This window comes from Streptomyces sp. NBC_00210, assembly GCF_045160975.1.
GTDB lineage: Bacteria > Actinomycetota > Actinomycetes > Streptomycetales > Streptomycetaceae > Streptomyces.
In genome coordinates this window covers 4,237,724-4,256,392 of record NZ_CP108120.1, presented here as the reverse complement: position 1 = coordinate 4,256,392, position 18,669 = coordinate 4,237,724, and the positions used below count along the sequence as shown (strand labels likewise).

The 18,669-nt window shown below is 67.7% G+C and carries 18 protein-coding genes; 12 read left to right on the top strand and 6 right to left on the bottom strand.

Annotation, left to right across the window (positions count from 1 at the left end):
- Positions 1-83: 83 nt before the first annotated feature.
- Positions 84-1,091: a phosphotransferase gene (locus tag OG729_RS19235; protein WP_360866881.1), complete on the bottom strand. Its 1,008-nt coding sequence runs from the start codon at positions 1,089-1,091 to the stop codon at positions 84-86.
- A gap of 471 nt (positions 1,092-1,562) precedes the next feature.
- Here OG729_RS19235 and pdhA point away from each other — a divergent pair, with 471 nt between their 5' ends.
- The 5 genes from pdhA (at position 1,563) to OG729_RS19210 (ending at position 7,027) form a co-directional block, all read left to right on the top strand.
- The gene (gene pdhA / locus OG729_RS19230; protein ID WP_360866879.1) at positions 1,563-2,711 is read left to right on the top strand and encodes a pyruvate dehydrogenase (acetyl-transferring) E1 component subunit alpha; all 1,149 of its coding nucleotides are present in this window, start codon (positions 1,563-1,565) and stop codon (positions 2,709-2,711) included.
- A 2-nt stretch (positions 2,712-2,713) separates the two neighbouring features.
- Positions 2,714-3,694 carry an alpha-ketoacid dehydrogenase subunit beta gene (locus OG729_RS19225; RefSeq protein ID WP_360866876.1) on the top strand — a complete coding sequence of 327 codons (981 nt, stop codon included), beginning with the start codon at positions 2,714-2,716 and terminating at the stop codon, positions 3,692-3,694.
- A gap of 16 nt (positions 3,695-3,710) precedes the next feature.
- On the top strand, positions 3,711-5,114 hold the full coding sequence (locus OG729_RS19220) for a dihydrolipoamide acetyltransferase family protein (protein WP_405807299.1): 1,404 nt from the start codon (positions 3,711-3,713) through the stop codon (positions 5,112-5,114).
- A 239-nt stretch (positions 5,115-5,353) separates the two neighbouring features.
- On the top strand, positions 5,354-6,052 hold the full coding sequence (locus OG729_RS19215) for an HAD-IB family hydrolase (RefSeq protein WP_360866870.1): 699 nt from the start codon (positions 5,354-5,356) through the stop codon (positions 6,050-6,052).
- A 285-nt stretch (positions 6,053-6,337) separates the two neighbouring features.
- Positions 6,338-7,027, top strand: coding sequence for a response regulator transcription factor (locus OG729_RS19210; RefSeq protein WP_360866867.1), 690 nt, complete (start codon positions 6,338-6,340; stop codon positions 7,025-7,027).
- A 33-nt stretch (positions 7,028-7,060) separates the two neighbouring features.
- On the opposite strand, the gene OG729_RS19205 is transcribed toward OG729_RS19210, so the two are convergent.
- The 3 genes from OG729_RS19205 to OG729_RS19195 all read right to left on the bottom strand — a co-directional run bounded on the left by OG729_RS19205 (position 7,061) and on the right by OG729_RS19195 (position 10,588).
- A complete protein-coding gene (locus tag OG729_RS19205) occupies positions 7,061-7,966 on the bottom strand; it encodes a serine/threonine protein kinase (RefSeq protein WP_405807296.1) in 906 nt (301 codons plus the stop codon).
- A 94-nt stretch (positions 7,967-8,060) separates the two neighbouring features.
- A complete protein-coding gene (gene rfbH / locus OG729_RS19200; protein ID WP_405807295.1) occupies positions 8,061-9,398 on the bottom strand; it encodes a lipopolysaccharide biosynthesis protein RfbH in 1,338 nt (445 codons plus the stop codon).
- 47 nt (positions 9,399-9,445) lie between these two features.
- A complete protein-coding gene (locus OG729_RS19195; RefSeq protein WP_405807293.1) occupies positions 9,446-10,588 on the bottom strand; it encodes a nucleotide disphospho-sugar-binding domain-containing protein in 1,143 nt (380 codons plus the stop codon).
- Positions 10,589-10,763: 175 nt separating this feature from the next.
- On the opposite strand from OG729_RS19195, the gene rfbB reads away from it, so the two are divergent.
- Positions 10,764-11,738 (top strand): dTDP-glucose 4,6-dehydratase, encoded by a 975-nt coding sequence (gene rfbB / locus OG729_RS19190; protein WP_405807291.1) that lies wholly within the window; start codon positions 10,764-10,766, stop codon positions 11,736-11,738.
- A 7-nt stretch (positions 11,739-11,745) separates the two neighbouring features.
- Complete coding sequence (gene rfbA, locus OG729_RS19185; protein WP_405807289.1) at positions 11,746-12,612, top strand: glucose-1-phosphate thymidylyltransferase RfbA; 867 nt, start codon at positions 11,746-11,748, stop codon at positions 12,610-12,612.
- Positions 12,613-12,671: 59 nt separating this feature from the next.
- Here the strand turns inward: rfbA and OG729_RS19180 are convergent, their stop codons facing one another.
- A complete protein-coding gene (locus OG729_RS19180; protein WP_360866851.1) occupies positions 12,672-12,926 on the bottom strand; it encodes an acyl carrier protein in 255 nt (84 codons plus the stop codon).
- Positions 12,927-12,969: 43 nt separating this feature from the next.
- Positions 12,970-14,025 (bottom strand): beta-ketoacyl-ACP synthase III, encoded by a 1,056-nt coding sequence (locus tag OG729_RS19175; RefSeq protein ID WP_405807288.1) that lies wholly within the window; start codon positions 14,023-14,025, stop codon positions 12,970-12,972.
- Positions 14,026-14,292: 267 nt separating this feature from the next.
- Here OG729_RS19175 and OG729_RS19170 point away from each other — a divergent pair, with 267 nt between their 5' ends.
- The 5 genes from OG729_RS19170 to OG729_RS19150 are packed head-to-tail and all read left to right on the top strand — an operon-like array spanning position 14,293 to position 18,653.
- Positions 14,293-15,039 carry an AfsA-related hotdog domain-containing protein gene (locus OG729_RS19170; protein WP_405807286.1) on the top strand — a complete coding sequence of 249 codons (747 nt, stop codon included), beginning with the start codon at positions 14,293-14,295 and terminating at the stop codon, positions 15,037-15,039.
- A 48-nt stretch (positions 15,040-15,087) separates the two neighbouring features.
- Positions 15,088-15,705 carry a hypothetical protein gene (locus OG729_RS19165; RefSeq protein ID WP_360866843.1) on the top strand — a complete coding sequence of 206 codons (618 nt, stop codon included), beginning with the start codon at positions 15,088-15,090 and terminating at the stop codon, positions 15,703-15,705.
- Between the two features lie 9 nt (positions 15,706-15,714).
- On the top strand, positions 15,715-16,527 hold the full coding sequence (locus OG729_RS19160) for an SDR family NAD(P)-dependent oxidoreductase (RefSeq protein WP_405807285.1): 813 nt from the start codon (positions 15,715-15,717) through the stop codon (positions 16,525-16,527).
- 15 nt (positions 16,528-16,542) lie between these two features.
- Positions 16,543-17,811: an MFS transporter gene (locus OG729_RS19155; RefSeq protein ID WP_405807283.1), complete on the top strand. Its 1,269-nt coding sequence runs from the start codon at positions 16,543-16,545 to the stop codon at positions 17,809-17,811.
- Positions 17,808-18,653, top strand: coding sequence for a hypothetical protein (locus OG729_RS19150; RefSeq protein ID WP_405807282.1), 846 nt, complete (start codon positions 17,808-17,810; stop codon positions 18,651-18,653). Before OG729_RS19155 ends, OG729_RS19150 begins: the two co-directional genes overlap by 4 nt.
- Positions 18,654-18,669: the final 16 nt, after the last annotated feature.

Below are 18,669 nucleotides of genomic sequence, written 5' to 3'. Positions count from 1 at the left end.
CGGGCCTCAACCGCCGGACGGGCTGAAGTGTGGGGCTCCGCCCCACACCCCGCGCCTCAAGCGCCGGCGGGGTTGGACCTTGCTCAGCCCGTGAAGGCCTCGCACACCGCCTCGTACTCGCTCGTCCACCAGACCGCCAGGGCCGACGCCGCAGGGAACTGCGGGTCGGCCCTTCGGTCGTGCAGTTGGTAGCGCCAGCGCAGTATCCAGAAGTCGTTCAGCCGCTCCCACCACACCCGGTGGACCGCTGCCGTCAGCTCCGCCGCGTCCGCGCCGGCCGCTCGCCGGTAGGCCCGCGCATACGCCCGTACCTTCGTCAGCTCCAGCTCCCCGGCCGGCTGGACGAAGAAGATGGCCGCCGCCCGCACCGCCTCCTCCGCACGCGGCTGCACCCCCAGCCGGTCCCAGTCGACGATCGCGGCCGGCTCCCCGCCCCGGTAGAGCAGATTCAGCGGGTGGAAGTCGCCGTGCACCCAGCCGCCCGCGGACGCCGGGGGCGGTCTGCGGTCGGCATGGCGCTCCAGCAGTTCGCGCCGCTCCAGGAGGCGGTGTTCGGCCAGGGCGTCGAAGGCGTCCAGGGGGCGGGCCCGGCGGGCCAGCACCAGCAGTTCGTCGATGAGCGAGAACGTCTCCTCGGGGTCGGCGCTCTCGTACTGCCTGCCCTCGGTGGCGTCCACGTCCATGACCTGCTCCAGACAGGTGTGTACGAGCCCGAGGAGCGAGCCGAGCCGCTGGGACTGGAGGGTGGTCAGATGCGCGCCGTCGCGGTGCCGTCCGTCGATCCAGGGGTGCAGCGCGTAGCACCGTCCGCCGATCACCGCGACGGTGTCGCCGTGCGCGTCCTCGAGGGGTGGGGCGACCGGCACGCCGAGCATCTGGAGCCGCTGGGTCGCACGGTGCTGGCGGGTGATGGCCTCGCGGTCGCCGTCGAGATGGTGCTTGAGGAAGTACGCGCCACGGGTGGTGGCGAGCCGGTAGCCGCGGTTGAGGAGGCCCTGGGTGACGGGCTCGCAGGAGAGTGGTTCGCCCGGGTCCTTGTAGCGGTTCAGCAGTGGGCCGATGGGAGGGGCAGTTGCAGATGAGCGCGGCACTCGCCAGATGTTAGATCACGCAGCGTGGTCAATGGGCGGCTCTTGGAGATAATCCGGGGGTGCACCGTGACGAGGTGCGCCACGCCGCACGGACCAGTTCATGGGGTTCCTTCAGAAATGCGGCGATTTTCCCGACTTCGCGCGCGAAAGTGGTCTCACACATTTACTCTTCCCGTGTCCGGGGTGGCCGGGATAACGTGCCGGTGTTCCGGCGGCCTGCAAGGCTGTGACCAGTGGTTGTTCCCGCATTTCTCGATTTACTTGGAAATCCAAGCAAAATTGCAGGTCAAGTGGGGTTTCGCAGTAACGCGACACACTGGGTAACGTGCCTTTGGCAGGGCGCTCGCCGGGGCACCTGTCACGCCTGATCCTGGCCGAGTCGCACCCACCCCGTGCACAGGTACGGATACAGGCGAGCCGCACTGGTTTCCCGGCGGACCCCGGGGGCCGGACCGACGGAGGAGCACGCACGTGACCGTGGAGAGCACTGCCGCGCGCAAACCGCGCCGCGCCAGCAAGCGCGCGAGCGCAGCGAAGAAGCCGCAGAGTGCCGAGCCCCAGCTCGTCCAGCTGCTGACCCCCGAGGGGGTGCGCGTCGAGCACCCCGAGTACGAGATCGACCTGAGCCCGGACGAGCTGCGCGGACTGTACCGGGACATGGTCCTGACCCGCCGCTTCGATGCCGAGGCCACCGCTCTTCAGCGGCAGGGCGAGCTCGGACTGTGGGCGTCCCTGCTGGGCCAGGAGGCCGCACAGATCGGCTCCGGCCGTGCGCTGCGCGACGACGACTATGTCTTCCCGACCTACCGCGAGCACGGCGTCGCCTGGTGCCGCGGGGTCGACCCGACCAATCTCCTGGGCATGTTCCGTGGTGTGAACCACGGTGGCTGGGACCCCACCATCAACAACTTCCACCTGTACACGATCGTCATCGGCTCGCAGACGCTGCACGCCACCGGCTACGCGATGGGCGTGGCCAAGGACGGCGCCGACTCGGCCGTGATCGCGTACTTCGGCGACGGCGCGTCCAGTCAGGGCGATGTCGCCGAATCGTTCACCTTCTCCGCGGTCTACAACGCCCCGGTCGTGTTCTTCTGCCAGAACAACCAGTGGGCGATCTCCGAGCCGACCGAGAAGCAGACCCGGGTGCCGCTCTACCAGCGGGCCCAGGGCTTCGGCTTCCCCGGCGTCCGCGTCGACGGCAATGACGTACTGGCCTGCCTCGCCGTGACGAAGTGGGCGCTGGAGCGGGCCCGCCGCGGCGAGGGGCCGACGCTGGTCGAGGCGTTCACCTACCGGATGGGCGCGCACACCACGTCGGACGACCCGACCAAGTACCGCCACGACGACGAGCGGCAGGCCTGGGAGGCCAAGGACCCGATCCTTCGGCTGCGTACCTACCTGACGAACGAGGGGCACGCCGACGAGGCGTACTTCACCGCGCTGGACGAGGAGAGCGACGCGCTCGCCAAGCGGGTGCGGGAGGCGGTGCGGGCCATGCCCGACCCGGACGACATGGCCATGTTCGACCATGTGTACGCGGACGGGCACGCGCTCGTCGACGAGGAGCGCGCGCAGTTCGCCGCCTACCAGGCGTCCTTCGCCGAGGAGGGCAACTAGCCATGGCCGTACAGAAGCTTCCCCTCGCCAAGGCGCTCAACGAGTCGCTGCGCAAGGCCCTGGAGACCGACCCCAAGGTCCTGATCATGGGCGAGGACGTCGGCAAACTCGGCGGCGTCTTCCGGGTCACCGACGGACTGCAGAAGGACTTCGGTGAGGACCGGGTCATCGACACCCCGCTCGCCGAGTCCGGCATCGTCGGCACGGCCATCGGTCTCGCGCTGCGCGGCTACCGGCCCGTCGTGGAGATCCAGTTCGACGGTTTCGTCTTCCCCGCGTACGACCAGATCGTCACGCAGCTCGCGAAGATGCACGCCCGTGCGCTCGGCAAGATCAAGATGCCGGTCGTCGTCCGCATTCCCTACGGCGGCGGCATCGGCGCGGTCGAGCACCACAGTGAGTCCCCCGAGGCGCTCTTCGCGCATGTCGCGGGTCTGAAGGTGGTCTCGCCGTCCAACTCCTCCGACGCGTACTGGATGCTGCAGCAGGCGATCCAGAGCGACGACCCGGTCATCTTCTTCGAGCCGAAGCGGCGTTACTGGGACAAGGGCGAGGTCGACACCGAGGCGATCCCCGGCCCGCTGCACAAGGCGCGGACCGTGCAGACCGGCTCCGACATCACGCTCGCCGCGTACGGGCCGATGGTGAAGGTCTGTGTCGAGGCGGCGGCCGCGGCCGCCGAGGAGGGCAAGTCGGTGGAGGTCCTGGACCTGCGCTCGATGTCCCCGATCGACTTCGACACCATCCAGACGTCGGTGGAGAAGACGCGCCGCCTTGTCGTGGTGCACGAGGCGCCGGTCTTCTACGGCTCGGGCGCGGAGATCGCCGCCCGGATCACCGAGCGGTGCTTCTACCATCTGGAGGCCCCGGTGCTGAGGGTCGGCGGCTTCCACGCGCCGTACCCACCGGCGAGGCTGGAAGAGGAGTACTTGCCGGGCCTGGACCGGGTACTCGACGCCGTCGACCGCTCGCTCGCGTACTGAGAAGGGCCCCTGGAACATGTCTCGCTACCGCGAATTCAAGATGCCCGATGTGGGCGAGGGCCTGACCGAGGCCGAGATCCTCAAGTGGTACGTCCAGCCCGGTGACACCGTCACCGACGGCCAGGTCGTCTGCGAGGTGGAGACCGCGAAGGCTGCCGTCGAGCTGCCGATTCCGTACGACGGAGTGGTGCACGAGCTCCGCTTCGAGGAGGGCACGACGGTCGACGTCGGCACGTCGATCATCACCGTGGACGTGGCCCCGGGTTCGGAGCCGGAACAGCCCGCGGAGCCGGCGGCTCCTTTGGCCGCTGCCGCTCCGGTCGATGCCCCGGCCGAGAAGAAGCCGGAGGGCCGGCAGCCGGTCCTCGTCGGCTACGGCGTCGCCGAGTCCTCCACCAAGCGTCGCCCGCGCAAGGGGGCTTCGGTCCCGGAGCAGCCCCAGGCCGCGCCCGCGAGCACGTACTACGCGCCGCCCGCCGCAGCGGCGGTTCAGGGCGAGCTGAACGGCCACGCGGGCACGGTCACGCTGGACCGTCCGCTCGCCAAGCCGCCGGTCCGCAAGCTCGCCAAGGACCTCGGCGTCGATCTGACGACGGTCACGCCGACCGGTCCGGACGGGATCATCACCCGCGAGGACGTCCACGCGGCGGTGGCCACGGCGCCCGCTGCTGTCCTGCCGGAGCCGGTGGCCGAGGCCCCCGCGCCGGTGGCGGCGGGTGCGCGGGAGACGCGTATCCCCGTCAAGGGCGTGCGGAAGGCCATCGCGGCGGCGATGGTCGGAAGCGCCTTCACCGCGCCGCATGTCACGGAGTTCATCACGCTCGATGTGACGCGGACGATGAAGCTCGTCGAGGAGCTCAAGGCCGACAAGGACATGGCGGGGCTGCGGGTCAATCCGCTGCTGCTGGTCGCCAAGGCGCTGCTGGTCGCGATCAAGCGGAACCCCGAGGTCAACGCTGCCTGGGACGAGGCCAACCAGGAGATCGTGCTCAAGCACTATGTGAACCTGGGCATCGCGGCGGCCACCCCGCGCGGTCTGATCGTGCCGAACATCAAGGATGCGCACGACAAGACGCTGCCCGAACTGGCGGCGGCACTGGGTGAGCTGGTTTCCACGGCCCGCGAGGGCAAGACCACTCCGGCCGCCATGCAGGGCGGCACGGTGACCATCACCAACGTCGGCGTCTTCGGCGTCGACACGGGCACGCCGATCCTGAACCCGGGCGAGTCCGCGATTCTCGCGGTCGGCGCGATCAAGCTCCAGCCGTGGGTCCACAAGGGCAAGGTCAAGCCGCGCCAGGTCACCACGCTCGCGCTCTCCTTCGACCACCGGCTGGTCGACGGCGAGCTGGGCTCCAAGGTGCTGGCGGACGTCGCGGCGATCCTGGAGAACCCGAAGCGGCTGATCACCTGGTCCTGATCCGAAGGTCTGATCCACGGGCTCTGATCCACAGGCCCTGATCCACAGATCTGATCCGGCTGTTCCGCCGGCCTGATCCGCAGGTCACAAGGCAAGGCCCGGGCGAGTGACGCCCGGGCCTCTGCCATGCCTGCTCGGTGTGCCCGAAGGAGCAGCCCGAACTGTCCTTGTCCCTCCTCCGCCGACCGGACATGATCGTCCGGAGCGGCGGCAGACGATGACTGGCGATGGGGAACACCATGACTTCAGTGCGCCGTTCGGCGTTTTTCGATGCCGACGAGACGGTGATCACGACCAAGAGCATGTTCGCGTTTCTGCGCCACTGGATGGCTCAGAACGGAGACTCCGGGTCCGGATACGACAGGATCATGGCGGACATCAGGGCCATGGCTGCGAACAACGTCGACCGCAGCGAGATCAATCGCACCTACTACCGGCTCTTCAAAGGCGTACCGCAGCGGGAGCTGACGGCAGCGGGCCGTGAGTGGTACGCCGGCTACCGCGCCGGGCCCACCGCGTTCGTCGGAGCCACGCTGGACGCCCTGGACGAGCATCGTGCGGCCGGCGATCTGATCTGCCTTGTCTCCGGCTCGTTCCGCGGTGTTCTCCTGCCGCTTGCCGAGGAGATCGCTGCGGACGTCATCCTGTGTACCGAGCCCGTCGTCACGCACGACGGACTGCTCACCGGCGAGGTGCACCAGCCGATGATCGGCGCGGCGAAGAGTGCCGCGGTGGCACGCACCATCGCCGAACAAGCCCTCTCACCTGCGGATTGCTATGGATACGGCGACCATCTGTCCGACCTGGGACTGCTGGAGCAGGTCGGGAACCCTCATGTCGTCGACGTTGATCCGGCATTGGTCGCCCTCGCGAAGGAGCGGGGCTGGCCGGTGCTGTCGTCCGCTCCCGCGCCTGCGCGCCGCGCGGCCGACCGCTGAAATGTAGGGCGGTAATTCCACTTCGATTAACCCCCGGGTATTTCTGCCGGGGGTTCTTTTCGCTTTCTTTCCCATCGTGTTGCCGGTTTATTAACGAAATCGTCCGGCGGGTCATTCTGGTATGCACTTACGGTGCGGTAGTTATTTCCTGAACTTCTTTTGTATCATGTTCAATTTGTTGGTGGTGAGCTATATCACATAGGATGGCTGAATCCCGTCGGTATCCTTGACTTGTGCCCGGAGTCGGATGACCGCCGGCGCGCTTCAAAGCAACAGGGGGTAGTCTTGCTGGGCGTCTCGGAAATTAAGGAAAGAGAGATCACTGTACGGCGCGTCGTCGTGGCAATCGGGAATGGATTGCTGCGTTACGGCGTCGAGCGAATGCTTCAAGTGCCACCGAAGGTCGAGATCCGCTCCCTGCCGGGGCTCGCCGGAGCGCTTTCTGACGGTCTCGACGACGGAGACCTGCTCATCGCGCTGCTGAGTGAGGTCGACGACGCAGTTGCCGCGGAATTACGCCAGAACGAGGATCGCGGAGTCCGCATCATGCTGCTCATCGAGGACGACGATCTCGATGAGCTGCCCAATATGACCGGTATCAGGGCCGGCTTTGTGAAGATCGACGGGATCAACGAGGACACTCTGAACAAGGCGCTGGCCTCTGTTGCCGGGGGTAACGTGCCCATCCCTCCTGAGCTCGCCCAGGATCTGCTCCTGCTCGCGACCCGGCGCAACGACGCGCCGCGGGGTCAGCTGAGGCTGACCCCGCGGGAGCAGGAAGCACTTGTGCTCATGGTCGAGGGGCTGAGCAACAGGCAAATTGCCCGCAGGCTGCAGATATCCGAGCACGGAGCGAAGCGCCTGGTGGCCAATATTTTGGCAAAGATGGACTGCAACAATCGCACGCTCGCTGTTTCAAGGGCTCTGCGTGAAGGCCTCTACGAGCGTTATGTGAAAGCCCGCGAAATGAACTGACAACCCTCTGTGAAGGTCTTGTACAAGGGGCTGCTACGAGGGGATCTCATAGTAAGCGGAATCCCCCCAGGTTGCGGTTGCCAGGTGGCCCTCGGCGTCAATGCCGAGGGCCACAGGCGAACTGAGACCGGTCAGCACGGAGGTGATCGAGCCATCGCGGGCCACCCGTTTGATCGCACCCGCCGTGCGGTCGGTGACAAAAACGGAACCCGCCTTGTCGGCGACGATTCCCACACCGAGTCCGTCGAAGTCCTTGGAGTGGGTTTCCACGGTCCCGTCCCGCGTGACGCGGGACAGCACGCCACCCTCGTAATTCGACACATAGATCGTGCCGTCGGCGGCCTCGACCACGCCCACCGGGGTGCGCAGCCCGTCGGCAACCCGGCTGCTTCTCCCGTCCGGGGAGACGCTCATGAGCTCGTTGCTCGCCCGGTTGGTGACCAGGAGGTTGTGCCGGGAGTCGAAGCTGATGCCGGTCGGGGTGTGGAAGCCGGAGGCGAACTTCTCCAGCTTCCCCGCGGCCGGGGCGCGGTAGACGACATCGGCGTTGTAGTCGGCGATGTAGAGGACGCCCTGCCGGTCCACGGCCAGACCGGCGGGGGCTTGAAGACCCTTGACGTGGACGGAGCGCTTGCCGTCGCGGGTGATCCGCTCGACCGTGCCGGCCGACCAGTTGGACACGTACACCGAGCCGTCCCGGCCGTAGGCCAGACCGGTCGGCGACGAGAAGCCCGTGTACTTCGGCTTCCCGGCCCCCGGGGCCTTCGCGGCGGGCTCGCCGCCCGTTCCGCCTCCCTGGGTGGGGGGACCGGAGGAGGCGGAGGATCCCGGCGACTGCGATGCGCCGGAGCGCCCCGCGTCGTCGTCGCTTGTGCAGGCTGCCACGGAGGACACCAGCAGGCCGCCCACGAGAAGCTTCGGCAGGAGTAAGGAACGCATGACCACCTCTTGGGGGAGTGGATGAGTGCGCCGACAGACAACGTACGAGTTGGAGCGCACTCCACCGCAAGGGCCGACCGGACTGCGGAACGGCTCAACGCCCCTTGCTGCGTGCAAAGTCGGTCACGGACTGGGCCATGTAGTCGGTCATCTCGTCGGTGAGCCCGGGGTGCACACCGATCCAGAAGCTGTGCTCCGTGATGATGTCGCTGTTGGTCAGGTCGCCGGCCACGCGGTAGTTCGTGCCCTGATAGGCCGGGTGCCGGGTCAGGTTGCCCGCGAAGACCTGGCGCGTGCCGATGCTCCTCGCCTCCAGGAAGGCCACCAGCTCACGGCGGGTGAAGGGGGCGTCCGGCAGCACGGTCAGCACAAAGCCGAACCAGCTCGGCTCGCTGTTCGGGGTGGCGCTCGGCAGCAGCAGGCCCGGCACGTCCGCCAGCGCGTCGTGCAGCCGCTGCCAGTTGCGCCGGCGCGCCTCGATGAAGACGGGCAGCTTGGCCAGCTGGGTCAGACCCAGCGCGGCCTGGCTGTCGGTCGCCTTGAGGTTGTAACCCACATGGGAATAGATGTACTTGTGGTCGTAACCCTCGGGCAGGGTGCCCAACTGCCAACGGAACCGCTTGGCGCACTTGTTGTCCTCGCCGGGAGCACACCAGCAGTCCCGTCCCCAGTCGCGCAGCGACTCGACGATGCGCGCCAGATGCAGATCGCTCGTGGAGACCACCCCGCCCTCGCCCATCGTGATGTGGTGCGCGGGATAGCAGCTGAGCGTCGACAGATCACCGAACGTACCGGTCAGCCGGCCGTCGTAACGGGCGCCCAGGGCATCGCAGTTGTCCTCGACGAGCCACAGGTCGTGCTGCTCGGCCAGCTCCGCGATCTCGCGGGCGGCGTACGGATTGCCCAGCGTGTGGGCGAGGGCGATCGCCCTGGTCCGCGGGCCGATCGCCGCCGCGATCCGGTCCACGCTCGCGTTGTACGTACCGAGCTCGGTGTCCACGAACACCGGCACCAGGCCGTTCTGCAGCACCGGGTTGACGGTGGTGGGGAAGCCCGCGGCGACGGTGATGACCTCGTCACCCGGAACCAGCCGCCGGTCGGCCAGCTGCGGGGACGTCAGCGCGCTGATCGCCAGCAGATTGGCGGACGAGCCCGAGTTCACCAGGTGCGACTTGCGTACGCCGATGGTCTTGGAGAAGCGGCTCTCGAATTCCTGCGCGGTCTTCTTCGCCACGATCCGCATCTCCAGTGCGGCCTCGACGAGTGCCACGCGGTCCTCGTCGTCGAAGACCGGCCCTGAGGAGTACAGCGGTGTCACACCGGGCACGAACGGCCGGTCGGACTCGGTGGAGCGATGGAACTTGCGTACGGCGTCGAGGAGCTGGGCCTTGGCCTCTTCACGGCTGTCTGTCTGCACGGGTGCGCTGGTCACACTGGACCCCTTCGCTTCGTGTGGTGGGAAATCAGGACTGACCGCGGTCAGCGGCCCTCGGCTTCGAAGGCCGTCTCCAGCAGGCGGACCGTCTCGTCGAGGCCGGTGCGTGCGGCGTTCTCGTTCTGCAGCCGCCACGCGACCTCCTGCAGGCCGGGCTCCTCCAGCACGCTGCGTACGGATTCCCTGATGGCCTCCACCGAGGCCTCCTCCGGGTGCAGTACGCGCGCGGCGCCGACCTCGGCGATCCGGTCCGCATGCTGGTACTGGACGCACATCTGCGGGAGCCCGAGCTGAGGAAGGCCGGCGGCGGTCGCGGCCATGGCGCTGCCCGCACCCCCGTGGTGGATGACCGCCGTGCAGGTCGGCAGCACCTGCGAGAGCGGCAGCGTGTGGATCAGCCGGGTGCGCGCCGGACGCTCGCCCAGCTGGTCCAGCTTGATGTGGTCGCCGACCGCGATGACCACATCGATGTCGAAGGCGGCCAGCGCCTGGACCGTGCGCTGGAGGACATTGGCGTGGTCACCGCCGATCGGCGCGTTGCCGAGGGTGACGAGCACGCGCGGTGCGTCGGGCTGCTCGAACAGCCACTGAGGCATGACACCCGCCCCGTTGAAGGGGACGTACCGGCTGGGCACGGCGTTGGCCGGCGGGGTCCGCCACTGCAGTTCCGGCGGGCAGTTGTCGATGATCTTCCAGTGGCTGTGTGCCTCCTCGCCGAGGCCCCACTTGCGGCGGATCGGCCGCAGCGCCTCAGCGATCGGCTCGTCGACCGCGGGGTCGGCCAGCAGCCCCCAGCCGTGCAGGACCGTCGGCACACCGATCAGACCCGCCGCTATGGGGGCCGCGTACTCCCAGTCGGTGCACAGGATCAGGTCGGGCCGCCAGGTGTCGGCGACGGCCACGGTCCGGTCCACGGTCCGCTCGGTGGCGGGCACGTAGTAGTCGATGATGTGGTCGGTCAACTCGGCGATCGACGAGCCCTGCTGGGCCCGCTTGGTGCCGAGGTCGCCGAGACGGAAGTCCTCGGCGACCGCCACGGACGAGATTCCCGCCTCGGCGGTCAGCCGCGCGAACCTGTCGGGCAGCGCGGCCAGCACCTCGTGACCGGCGTTCCGCAATGCCCACAGCGTCGAAATCATTGGATAGAGATGCCCCTGGTTGGGGGCACTGGTCGCCAGAATTCGCATTGCTCGAACATAAGGAATCGCTTTTCCCTCGGTCAATGCCCGCCAATTATCAGCCCTTTGGGTGTAGCCGTCTGGTGCATGCCCTCACGGGCAGCCCAGAATCGCCTTGTCGGGCGGCCTGTGCCGCTGGCAGGGTCATCGGCATTCGTCCTCGAATGCTGGACAGGTGAATTCCATGCGCATTCTGGTTACCGGCGGGGCAGGCTTCATCGGTTCGCACTATGTGCGCAGCCTCCTCGGCAGCGATCTGCCCGCGCGCGCGGTGGAACGGCTCACCGTGCTCGACAAGCTGACCTACGCCGGAAGAAAGAGCAATATCGCGGCACATCTCGCTGATCCGCGGCTGACGTTCGTGCACGGCGACATCGGTGACCCGAAGCTGGTCGACGAGGTCATGGCCGGCCAGGACGTCGTGGTGCACTTCGCCGCCGAGTCGCACGTCGACCGGTCCATCGCCGAAGCCTCGGTCTTCGTCCGTACGAACGTGCTCGGCACAGAAGTGCTGCTCAGCGCGGCTCGGCGGCATGACGTCGGCACCTTCGTACATGTCTCGACCGACGAGGTCTACGGCTCCCTGGAACGGGGCTCATGGCCCGAAACCGATCCGGTGAACCCCAACTCCCCCTACGCGGCGAGCAAGGCGTCCTCGGATCTGCTGGCCCTCGCGTACCACCGGACATACGGAATGGACGTACGCATCACCCGCTGCTCCAACAACTACGGCCCGTACCAATTCCCCGAGAAGGTCATCCCGTTGTTCGTGACCAATCTTCTCGAAGGGAAGAAAGTGCCGCTCTACGGCGACGGAATGAACGTACGCGACTGGCTGCATGTCGACGATCACTGTCACGGCATCCGGCTGGTGGTGGAGAAGGGGCAGCCGGGTGAGATCTACAACATCGGCGGCGGGCAGGAACTGGCCAATATAGAACTGGCCCAACTGCTCCTCGACGCACTCGGCCACGGCCGGGAAATGATCGAGCATGTCGAGGACCGCAAAGGCCACGACCGTCGCTACTCCGTGGACTGGTCGAAGGCGCGCGCGGAAATCGGCTATGAGCCGCGACACGACTTCTCCTCCGGGCTCGCCGACACCATCGACTGGTACCGGGAAAACCAGGACTGGTGGACGGCGCTGAAGAAAAGGTGAATCGCTGATGCGTGGAATCATCCTGGCGGGCGGCGCCGGCACCCGGCTGCGGCCGCTGACCTCGGTGACATCGAAACAGCTGCTCCCGGTCTACGACAAACCCATGATCTACTACCCGCTCTCGATCCAGCTGCTGGCCGGGATCCGCGAGATCCTGATCATCACCACCCCCGAGAGCCGCGAGGACTTCCACCGGCTGCTCGGGAACGGGGAGCGGCTGGGCGTGCGGATCGAGTATGCCCAGCAGGACGAACCGCGCGGCCTCGCCGACGCCTTCCTGCTCGGCCGCCGCTTCATCGGTGACGACCAGGTCTGCCTGGTCCTCGGCGACAACATCTTCCACGGTCAGGACCTGCCGACCATTGTGCGCAAGGAGGTCGCGCAGCTCGAAGGGGCGACCCTCTTCGGCTACCAGGTGGACGATCCTCAGCGGTACGGCGTCGCGGTACTGGACGACGAGGGCCGGCTGGTCGACATCGAGGAGAAGCCCGCCGAACCCAAGTCGGACCTGGCGGTCACGGGTCTCTACCTCTACGACAACGACGTGGTCTCCTACGCGGCACAGCTGTCGCCCTCCGCGCGCGGCGAACTGGAGATCACCGACATCAACCGTCGCTATGTGGAACAGGGCAGGGCGCGGCTGGTGAATCTGGGCTCCGGTACGGCGTGGCTGGACACCGGGACCCACGACAGCCTCTTCGAGGCGGCCGGCTATGTCCATGCCGTGCAGTCGCGGCAGGGGGTGCAGATCGCCTGTATCGAGGAGGTGGCGTTCCGGATGGGGTTCATCGGGGCCGACGATGTGGCCAACAGCATCGACGCGTACGGGCGTTCGTCGGACTACGGACGTCATCTGGCGCGGCTGGTGGGCTGAGCGCACGACAAGGATGGCCGTCCCGGGGGGTGGGGACGGCCATCCGGCATGTAGGTGCTTCAGGATGTGGTGGCGGCTGCCGTGGAGAGCTTCTGCGCCAGCAACGTCAGCACGTCGTCGAGGGTGTGCTCGAGGGTGATCTCCTCCTCGTCGACCGGGGTGCCGAACTCGTTCTCCAGGGCGGTGGCGAGCTCCACCAGGGTCAGCGAGTCGAACTCCAGGGACTCCAGCGTCGGGTTGTCCGCCAGCGCGGCGGCATCGAGCTCGAAGGTGGAGAGAAGGATTGCCGTCACCCGGCTCAACAGGTCGCTCATAGATCTTTTCTCCTCATCGGTGATGGGCTTTCAGTGGTCGGTGTCACGAGGTGACTGCGGTGACATCCGGCCAGCGCAGTACGGTCGAGGCCCAGGTCAGCCCGCCGCCGAAGGCCGTCAGCAGCACGCGCTGCCCCGGCCGCAGAGTGCCGGAGGCGGCCGCGTCGGCGAGCGCGAGCGGTATCGAGGCGGCGGAGGTGTTGCCCACCCGCTCGATCTGCGAGACGACCCGCTCGCCCGGGACGTCCAGCTCGGCGGCGACGGCGTCGAGGATGCGCTGGTTCGCCTGGTGGGCGACGACATGGTCGAGGGTGTCGGCACTCCAGCCCGCACTCGCCAGCACCCGCCGCGCGGACTGCGACATATGGGCCACGGCGTTGCGGTAGACCCGCTTGCCCTGCATCTGGAAGTAGTGGTCGGCCCGTTCGACGCTCTGCCCGGGGGCCGAGCGCTGGCGTGAACCGCCCGCGGGGATCGTGATGAGATCGGCGAGCGACCCGTCGCTGCCCAGGTCGTACGGTCCGAGCGCGCCCTCCTCGTCCGCCGTGCCCGCACGCAGCACCACGGCGCCCGCCCCGTCCCCGAACACCGCACGGGTGGTGCGGTCCTGCGGGTCCAGGATGGTCGAGTACGCGTCCGCGCCGATCACCAGCACCCGCTCGGCGATGCCGGCGGCGATGAAACCCGAGGCGACGGCGAGGCTGTAGACGAATCCACTGCACACGGCCGCCACATCGAAGGCGGGTACGGGGCCGAGGCCGAGACGTCCCGCCACATCGGGTGCGGTGGCCGGACACGGCCTGTCCGGCGTCGTGGTGGCCACCACAACCGCGTCCACGTCCGAGGATCCGGCCGACTTCAGGGCACGAAAACCCGCTTCGACCGCGAGGTCGGAGGTGGCCATCCCCTCGTCGATCACATGCCGCCGGGCGATGCCCGTACGGCTGCGGATCCATTCGTCGCTGGTGTCCAGTTCGGCGGAGAGGTCATGGTTGGTGACCACTCTGGCCGGCAGCCAGGAGCCGACACCGGTGACGACGGCGGCCCGGTGGCGCCCCTGAAGTTGATTGCCCGGTTGACTCTCCGGTCCTGAAACCATGTCATTCATCCCCTTGTCGAAGCCGCGTCGAAAGTCTTCCAAGTGGTGTCAGAAATAGGGAATTTCATGGAAGCCGGTTTCGAAAGTATTCATCGAAGTGGGCTGGCGTCAACGGATATCTAGGGGATGCTTGCAGGTCACATCGGGCGGCGTAGCCGAACGGCCACCCCGGTCTGGCAGTTGTGCCGCGGGAATTCGGGAAACTAATGTCCATGACGTACTTCCTGGGCGGTTGTTACGCCGAAATTACCGGGAGAGGAACGGAAGATGAGCACCCACGTCATGGTGGTCGCGGACCGCTTCACCGGCTTTGTGCACTCGGACGACGTCCGCACGATCTCCGGACTGACTGCGGAGATCAACAAGGGCGTGTTCGACGACGGAGACGGCGAGGTCCTGCTGCACGAAGGGCAGGGCGTCGGCAGCTTCGAGCGCACGTACGTCCAGCAGGCCATCGACCGTCGCAAGCTGACCGACCGGATTCGCTTCACCGGTCCGGAGGTGGCGCCGGAAGGCCGCGATGTAGTGCACAAACACAGCGAGAACAACGTCTTGCTGGCCGGCCTGAGGCAGCTGGACGAGGCGCGTTACGCCGCTGACATCCGGGTGCACGGCGACAACGAACTCCTCCTCGACCACCAGACCGGCGAGCACGTCCAGGGCATGGTCATCGTCGAGGCGGTGCGCCAGCTGTTCCTCGGTGTCTTCGAGCGCGGGTACCGCAATCGCTGGCCTCTCAGCGATTTCTACATCGTCTGGAACTCGGTGAATCTGACGTTCGGGAACTTCCTCTTCCCGCTCCCGGCAGAAATACGCTGTACCGTGCGTGAGCTGTCGGTCGACAAGCCGGACCGGCAGCTCGACTTCGAGCTCGACTTCGAGCTGTATCAGAGCGGAAAACTGGCGGCTTCGGGGCAGGTCGGTTTCTCCGGATTCCCGCGCCAGAAAATCGCCGTACTTGAGCGCCGCAAGGCTCAGAAGGCCCTCAAGGGTCACCTTGGGGCCAGCGCCTGACCTCGTGCACTTCTTCACTCCACTTCACTTCTCCAGGAGGAAATCCTCGTGTCCGCACGCCTGTTGCTCGTGACCGAAGTGCCGGTGCAGAGCGAAGAGATCGACAAGACCAGCGCGGCCTGGGCGGCCCACAACGCGGCCTCCGGCCACCACGGCTCCGTGCTCTACCGCTCGCTCGACGACGCCGGCCTGCTGGTGGAGCTGACGCCCATCGCCGGCCTCGCAGAGATCGCCGAGCGCGAGGCTGCCCACCGGGAGCTCTACACCACGATCGCGCCCGCCCTGGCCGGGGACTTCCGCCGCCAGGTCGTCGAGTTCGTCGAGGCACCGAAGGACACGGACGAGCCGCTGCCGGCCACTCCGTACATCCAGCTGAGGCACGTCGAGGTGAAGCCGCCGGTGCACGACGCCTACCGGGAGTGGCGGGACCGCACGATCTTCGACGTCGTACGCACACATGACGAGGTCGAGGTCTTCCTGGCCTACCACTCACTGCTGAGCACCGAGCCCGGCGTGCTGTTCGTCTCCGGATTCTCCGTCGAGCCCGACGTCTACCAGGCGGTGTTCACCTCCCCCCGGTACCAGGACATCGTCAAGCAGGCCGGGGACACGTACATCACCGACCGGGGGCTCTACACCCGGATCTACGCCCGCGTCGAGAACTGAGGGGATCCCATGACTGAGGTGCGGGATACGGACCGAGAGGTGGCCGTCGTCAGCGGCGCCACCGGCGGAATCGGCGGCGCGGTCGTGGAACGGCTGGCCGCGGACGGCGCGCACGTGGTGCTGCTCGGCCGTGACGCGGCCCGGCTGGAAGCGGCCCGCAAGCGCATCGCCGGGCGGCTCGGCGAGAGTGGCGACGCTGCGCGCGAGCTCACCGCCGTGGTCCTCGACATCAACGAGACCGCGTCGGTCGAAGAGGGCATCGCCTGGGTGGTGGGCCGTTTCGGCCGGATCGACGTCCTGGTGAACGCGGCGGGCGACGGACCGGTGGCCCCGCTCCTGGAATCCACCGACGAGCAGTGGGACACCACGGTCAACAGCAAGCTCTTCGGCGCGATACGGCTCACCAGGGCCGTCGCCAGGGCCATGGTGGAGCGGAGAGCCGGCCGGATCGTCTTCATCAACGGCTCGTTCCGCCGCGAGCCCGATCCGCTCTTCGTGATCAATGCAGTCGCCAACGCCGGGCTCGGCGGTTTCGCCAAGGCGATCTCCCGCGACCTGGGCGGGAGCGGACTGCGGGTCAACACCGTGGACCCGGGTGCGACCGACACCGATCTGTGGACACAGACTCTCGCGGACCTCGGGCAGCGCTTCGGCATCAGCCCCGACCAGGTGGGCCAGGACTTCCTCGGCAAGACGCCGTACGGATCGCTGCCGACGCCCGCCGATGTCGCGGGGGCGGTGGCCTATCTCGTGTCGCCCGGCGCAGCCCAGGTCAACGGAGCCTCGATCACCGTCGACGGCGGCGCCTCGGTGGCGCTGTAGGTGGAGGGAGCCGACATGGTCACCACGGCACAGACAGCCTCCTCCGCTGCCGCGCGTTCCGCGGCGGCGTCCTGGCGTGCGGCCGTCATCGCCGCGGCCGCAACCTGCTGCGCGGTCTCCACGATCTATATGACGCAGCCGGTCTTTCCCGAGATCGCCGCGTCCCTCGATGTCGGCCCGGAGGACGCGCGGTTCGTCTTCACCGTGGCGAGCTTCGCGTACGCCCTGTCGTTCTTCCTCTTCGGGCCGCTCTCCGACCGGTTCCGCAGCAAGGTGCTGGGCGCGGCCGGGGCGGTGACGGTCGCCGTACTGATCGCCATTGGCGCGGTCGTCCCCGGCTTCACCGCGTTCGCGCTGCTGCTCGCCGCGGCCGGGATCGCGGCCGCGGCGGTACCGGCCGCGATGATCGCGCTGATGCCGAGGATCGCCCCCGACGGTCTGGTGGGCGTCTTCTTCGGGCTGATCATCGGGGCCACGGTCGCGGGCATCACCCTCGGACGCTCCTTCACCGGGGTTGTCGCCGGCTGGGCGGACTGGCACAAGGCGGTGCTGCTGCTCGCGGCGCTCAATGTGCTGACCGCGGTGCTGATGCGGCTGCTGCCGGCGCCGGGCGCGGCAGATCAGCGGGTCCGCAAGCCGGTGGGGCAGGCGTATCTGGCAGCGCTGCGGATGTTCGGACAGGGGCCTGTGGTCCGGCTGTTCGGCGTCGGGGCGCTGCTGTTCTTCGGGTATCTCGGACTCGTCACCTTCCTCACCTATCGGCTGCAGGGCGCCCCCTTCCACTACAGCGCCGGTGCGATCGGCACGGTCAGCCTGATCGGTCTGACCGGAGTGCTGGGCGCACCGCTGGCCGGACGGCTGAGCAGCCGGATCGCGCCGCGCCATGTCGTGCTGCTGGGCCTCGGCCTGGTGCTGGCCGGTGTCGCGGCGCTCGGGGCGGCGAGAGGCACCGCGCTGCTGGTGGTGGGAATGCTGCTGCTCTTCCTCGGCGTCTTCTCGTGCCAGCCGGCCGTGCTGGTGCTGCTCGCGCGGGCCGTGCCCGAGGAGCGGCGGGGTGCCGCCTCGTCCATGTACATGCTGGTCTGCCTGCTCGCGGGCAGTGCCGCCAGCGCCGCGCTCGGCCCCGTGTGGACCGGCGGCGGCTGGGGTGCCGTGGTGGCCACCGGTGCGGGTTCCGTGGCACTCGCGGCCGCACTCGCCGCACTCGGCTTCCGCGACAGCACGGCAGTCCGGGACAACACAGCAGTTCGGGACAACACAGCAGAAGGGAGCGGTTCGCGATGAGCCGTTCGGGGACCTACCGGCTCAGCCCCACCACCCAGGGGCCGTCCTATCCGCCCAGTGAGATCGTCGACGCCGACGGCGACTTCGTGGTGATCGGCATGATCAACCGGGAGGGCCCTTCGGGGGGTCTCGAACGGTCCTGGGGATCGGCGATCGTCAGCCCCAAGAGCGAGTTGCCGCCGTTCGGCGAGCAGGTCCCGTACACCATCGTGCGTGAGCTCGGCGACGAACTCGACACGGCGGACCGGGACATGGTGCTGTATACGCTGCCGCTTCCGCTGCCCTGCAACAACTACCCGATGGTCTTCGCGCCCGAGCAGCGCCCCGACGCCAACGAGATCGTACGGCCGAGCTATCCGCTGCATCAGGCGCCGATCCCCGACTTGCGTCCCGAGGACGGGCCCAAGGTGACCGAGCCGATCACGCTCGGCCGATGGGTCCAGGCGGAGGGGGAGCTGGAGGTGGAGCTCACCGAGGACGGCCGCGGCGCCGTGTTCCGGATGGAGTTCGGGGGGCTCGTCCCCAGCAGCCTCTACACCGTGATGTCCCTGCGCCAGCACGACCTGGACCCGGCCGGTCCCACCAGGCCGGGGCCGCTGGGTGTGCCCAATGTCTTCGTCACCGACGAGGAGGGCAGAGCCAGTTACCGCGCGACCATGCCCCATCCCTTCCCGGCACCCGGCACACCGGGAGCGAACCGGATCATCAATGTCGTGGTGCTGTGGATGAGTTATCAGCAGAACTACGGCGGTGCCATCGGCTGGTTCGGTCTGGGCGGGGATATTCACGCCCAGTTGAAACTCCAGAAGCCTGCATTTCACGAATTTGTAACGACGGAATGAATCGAGGTCGGCGGCT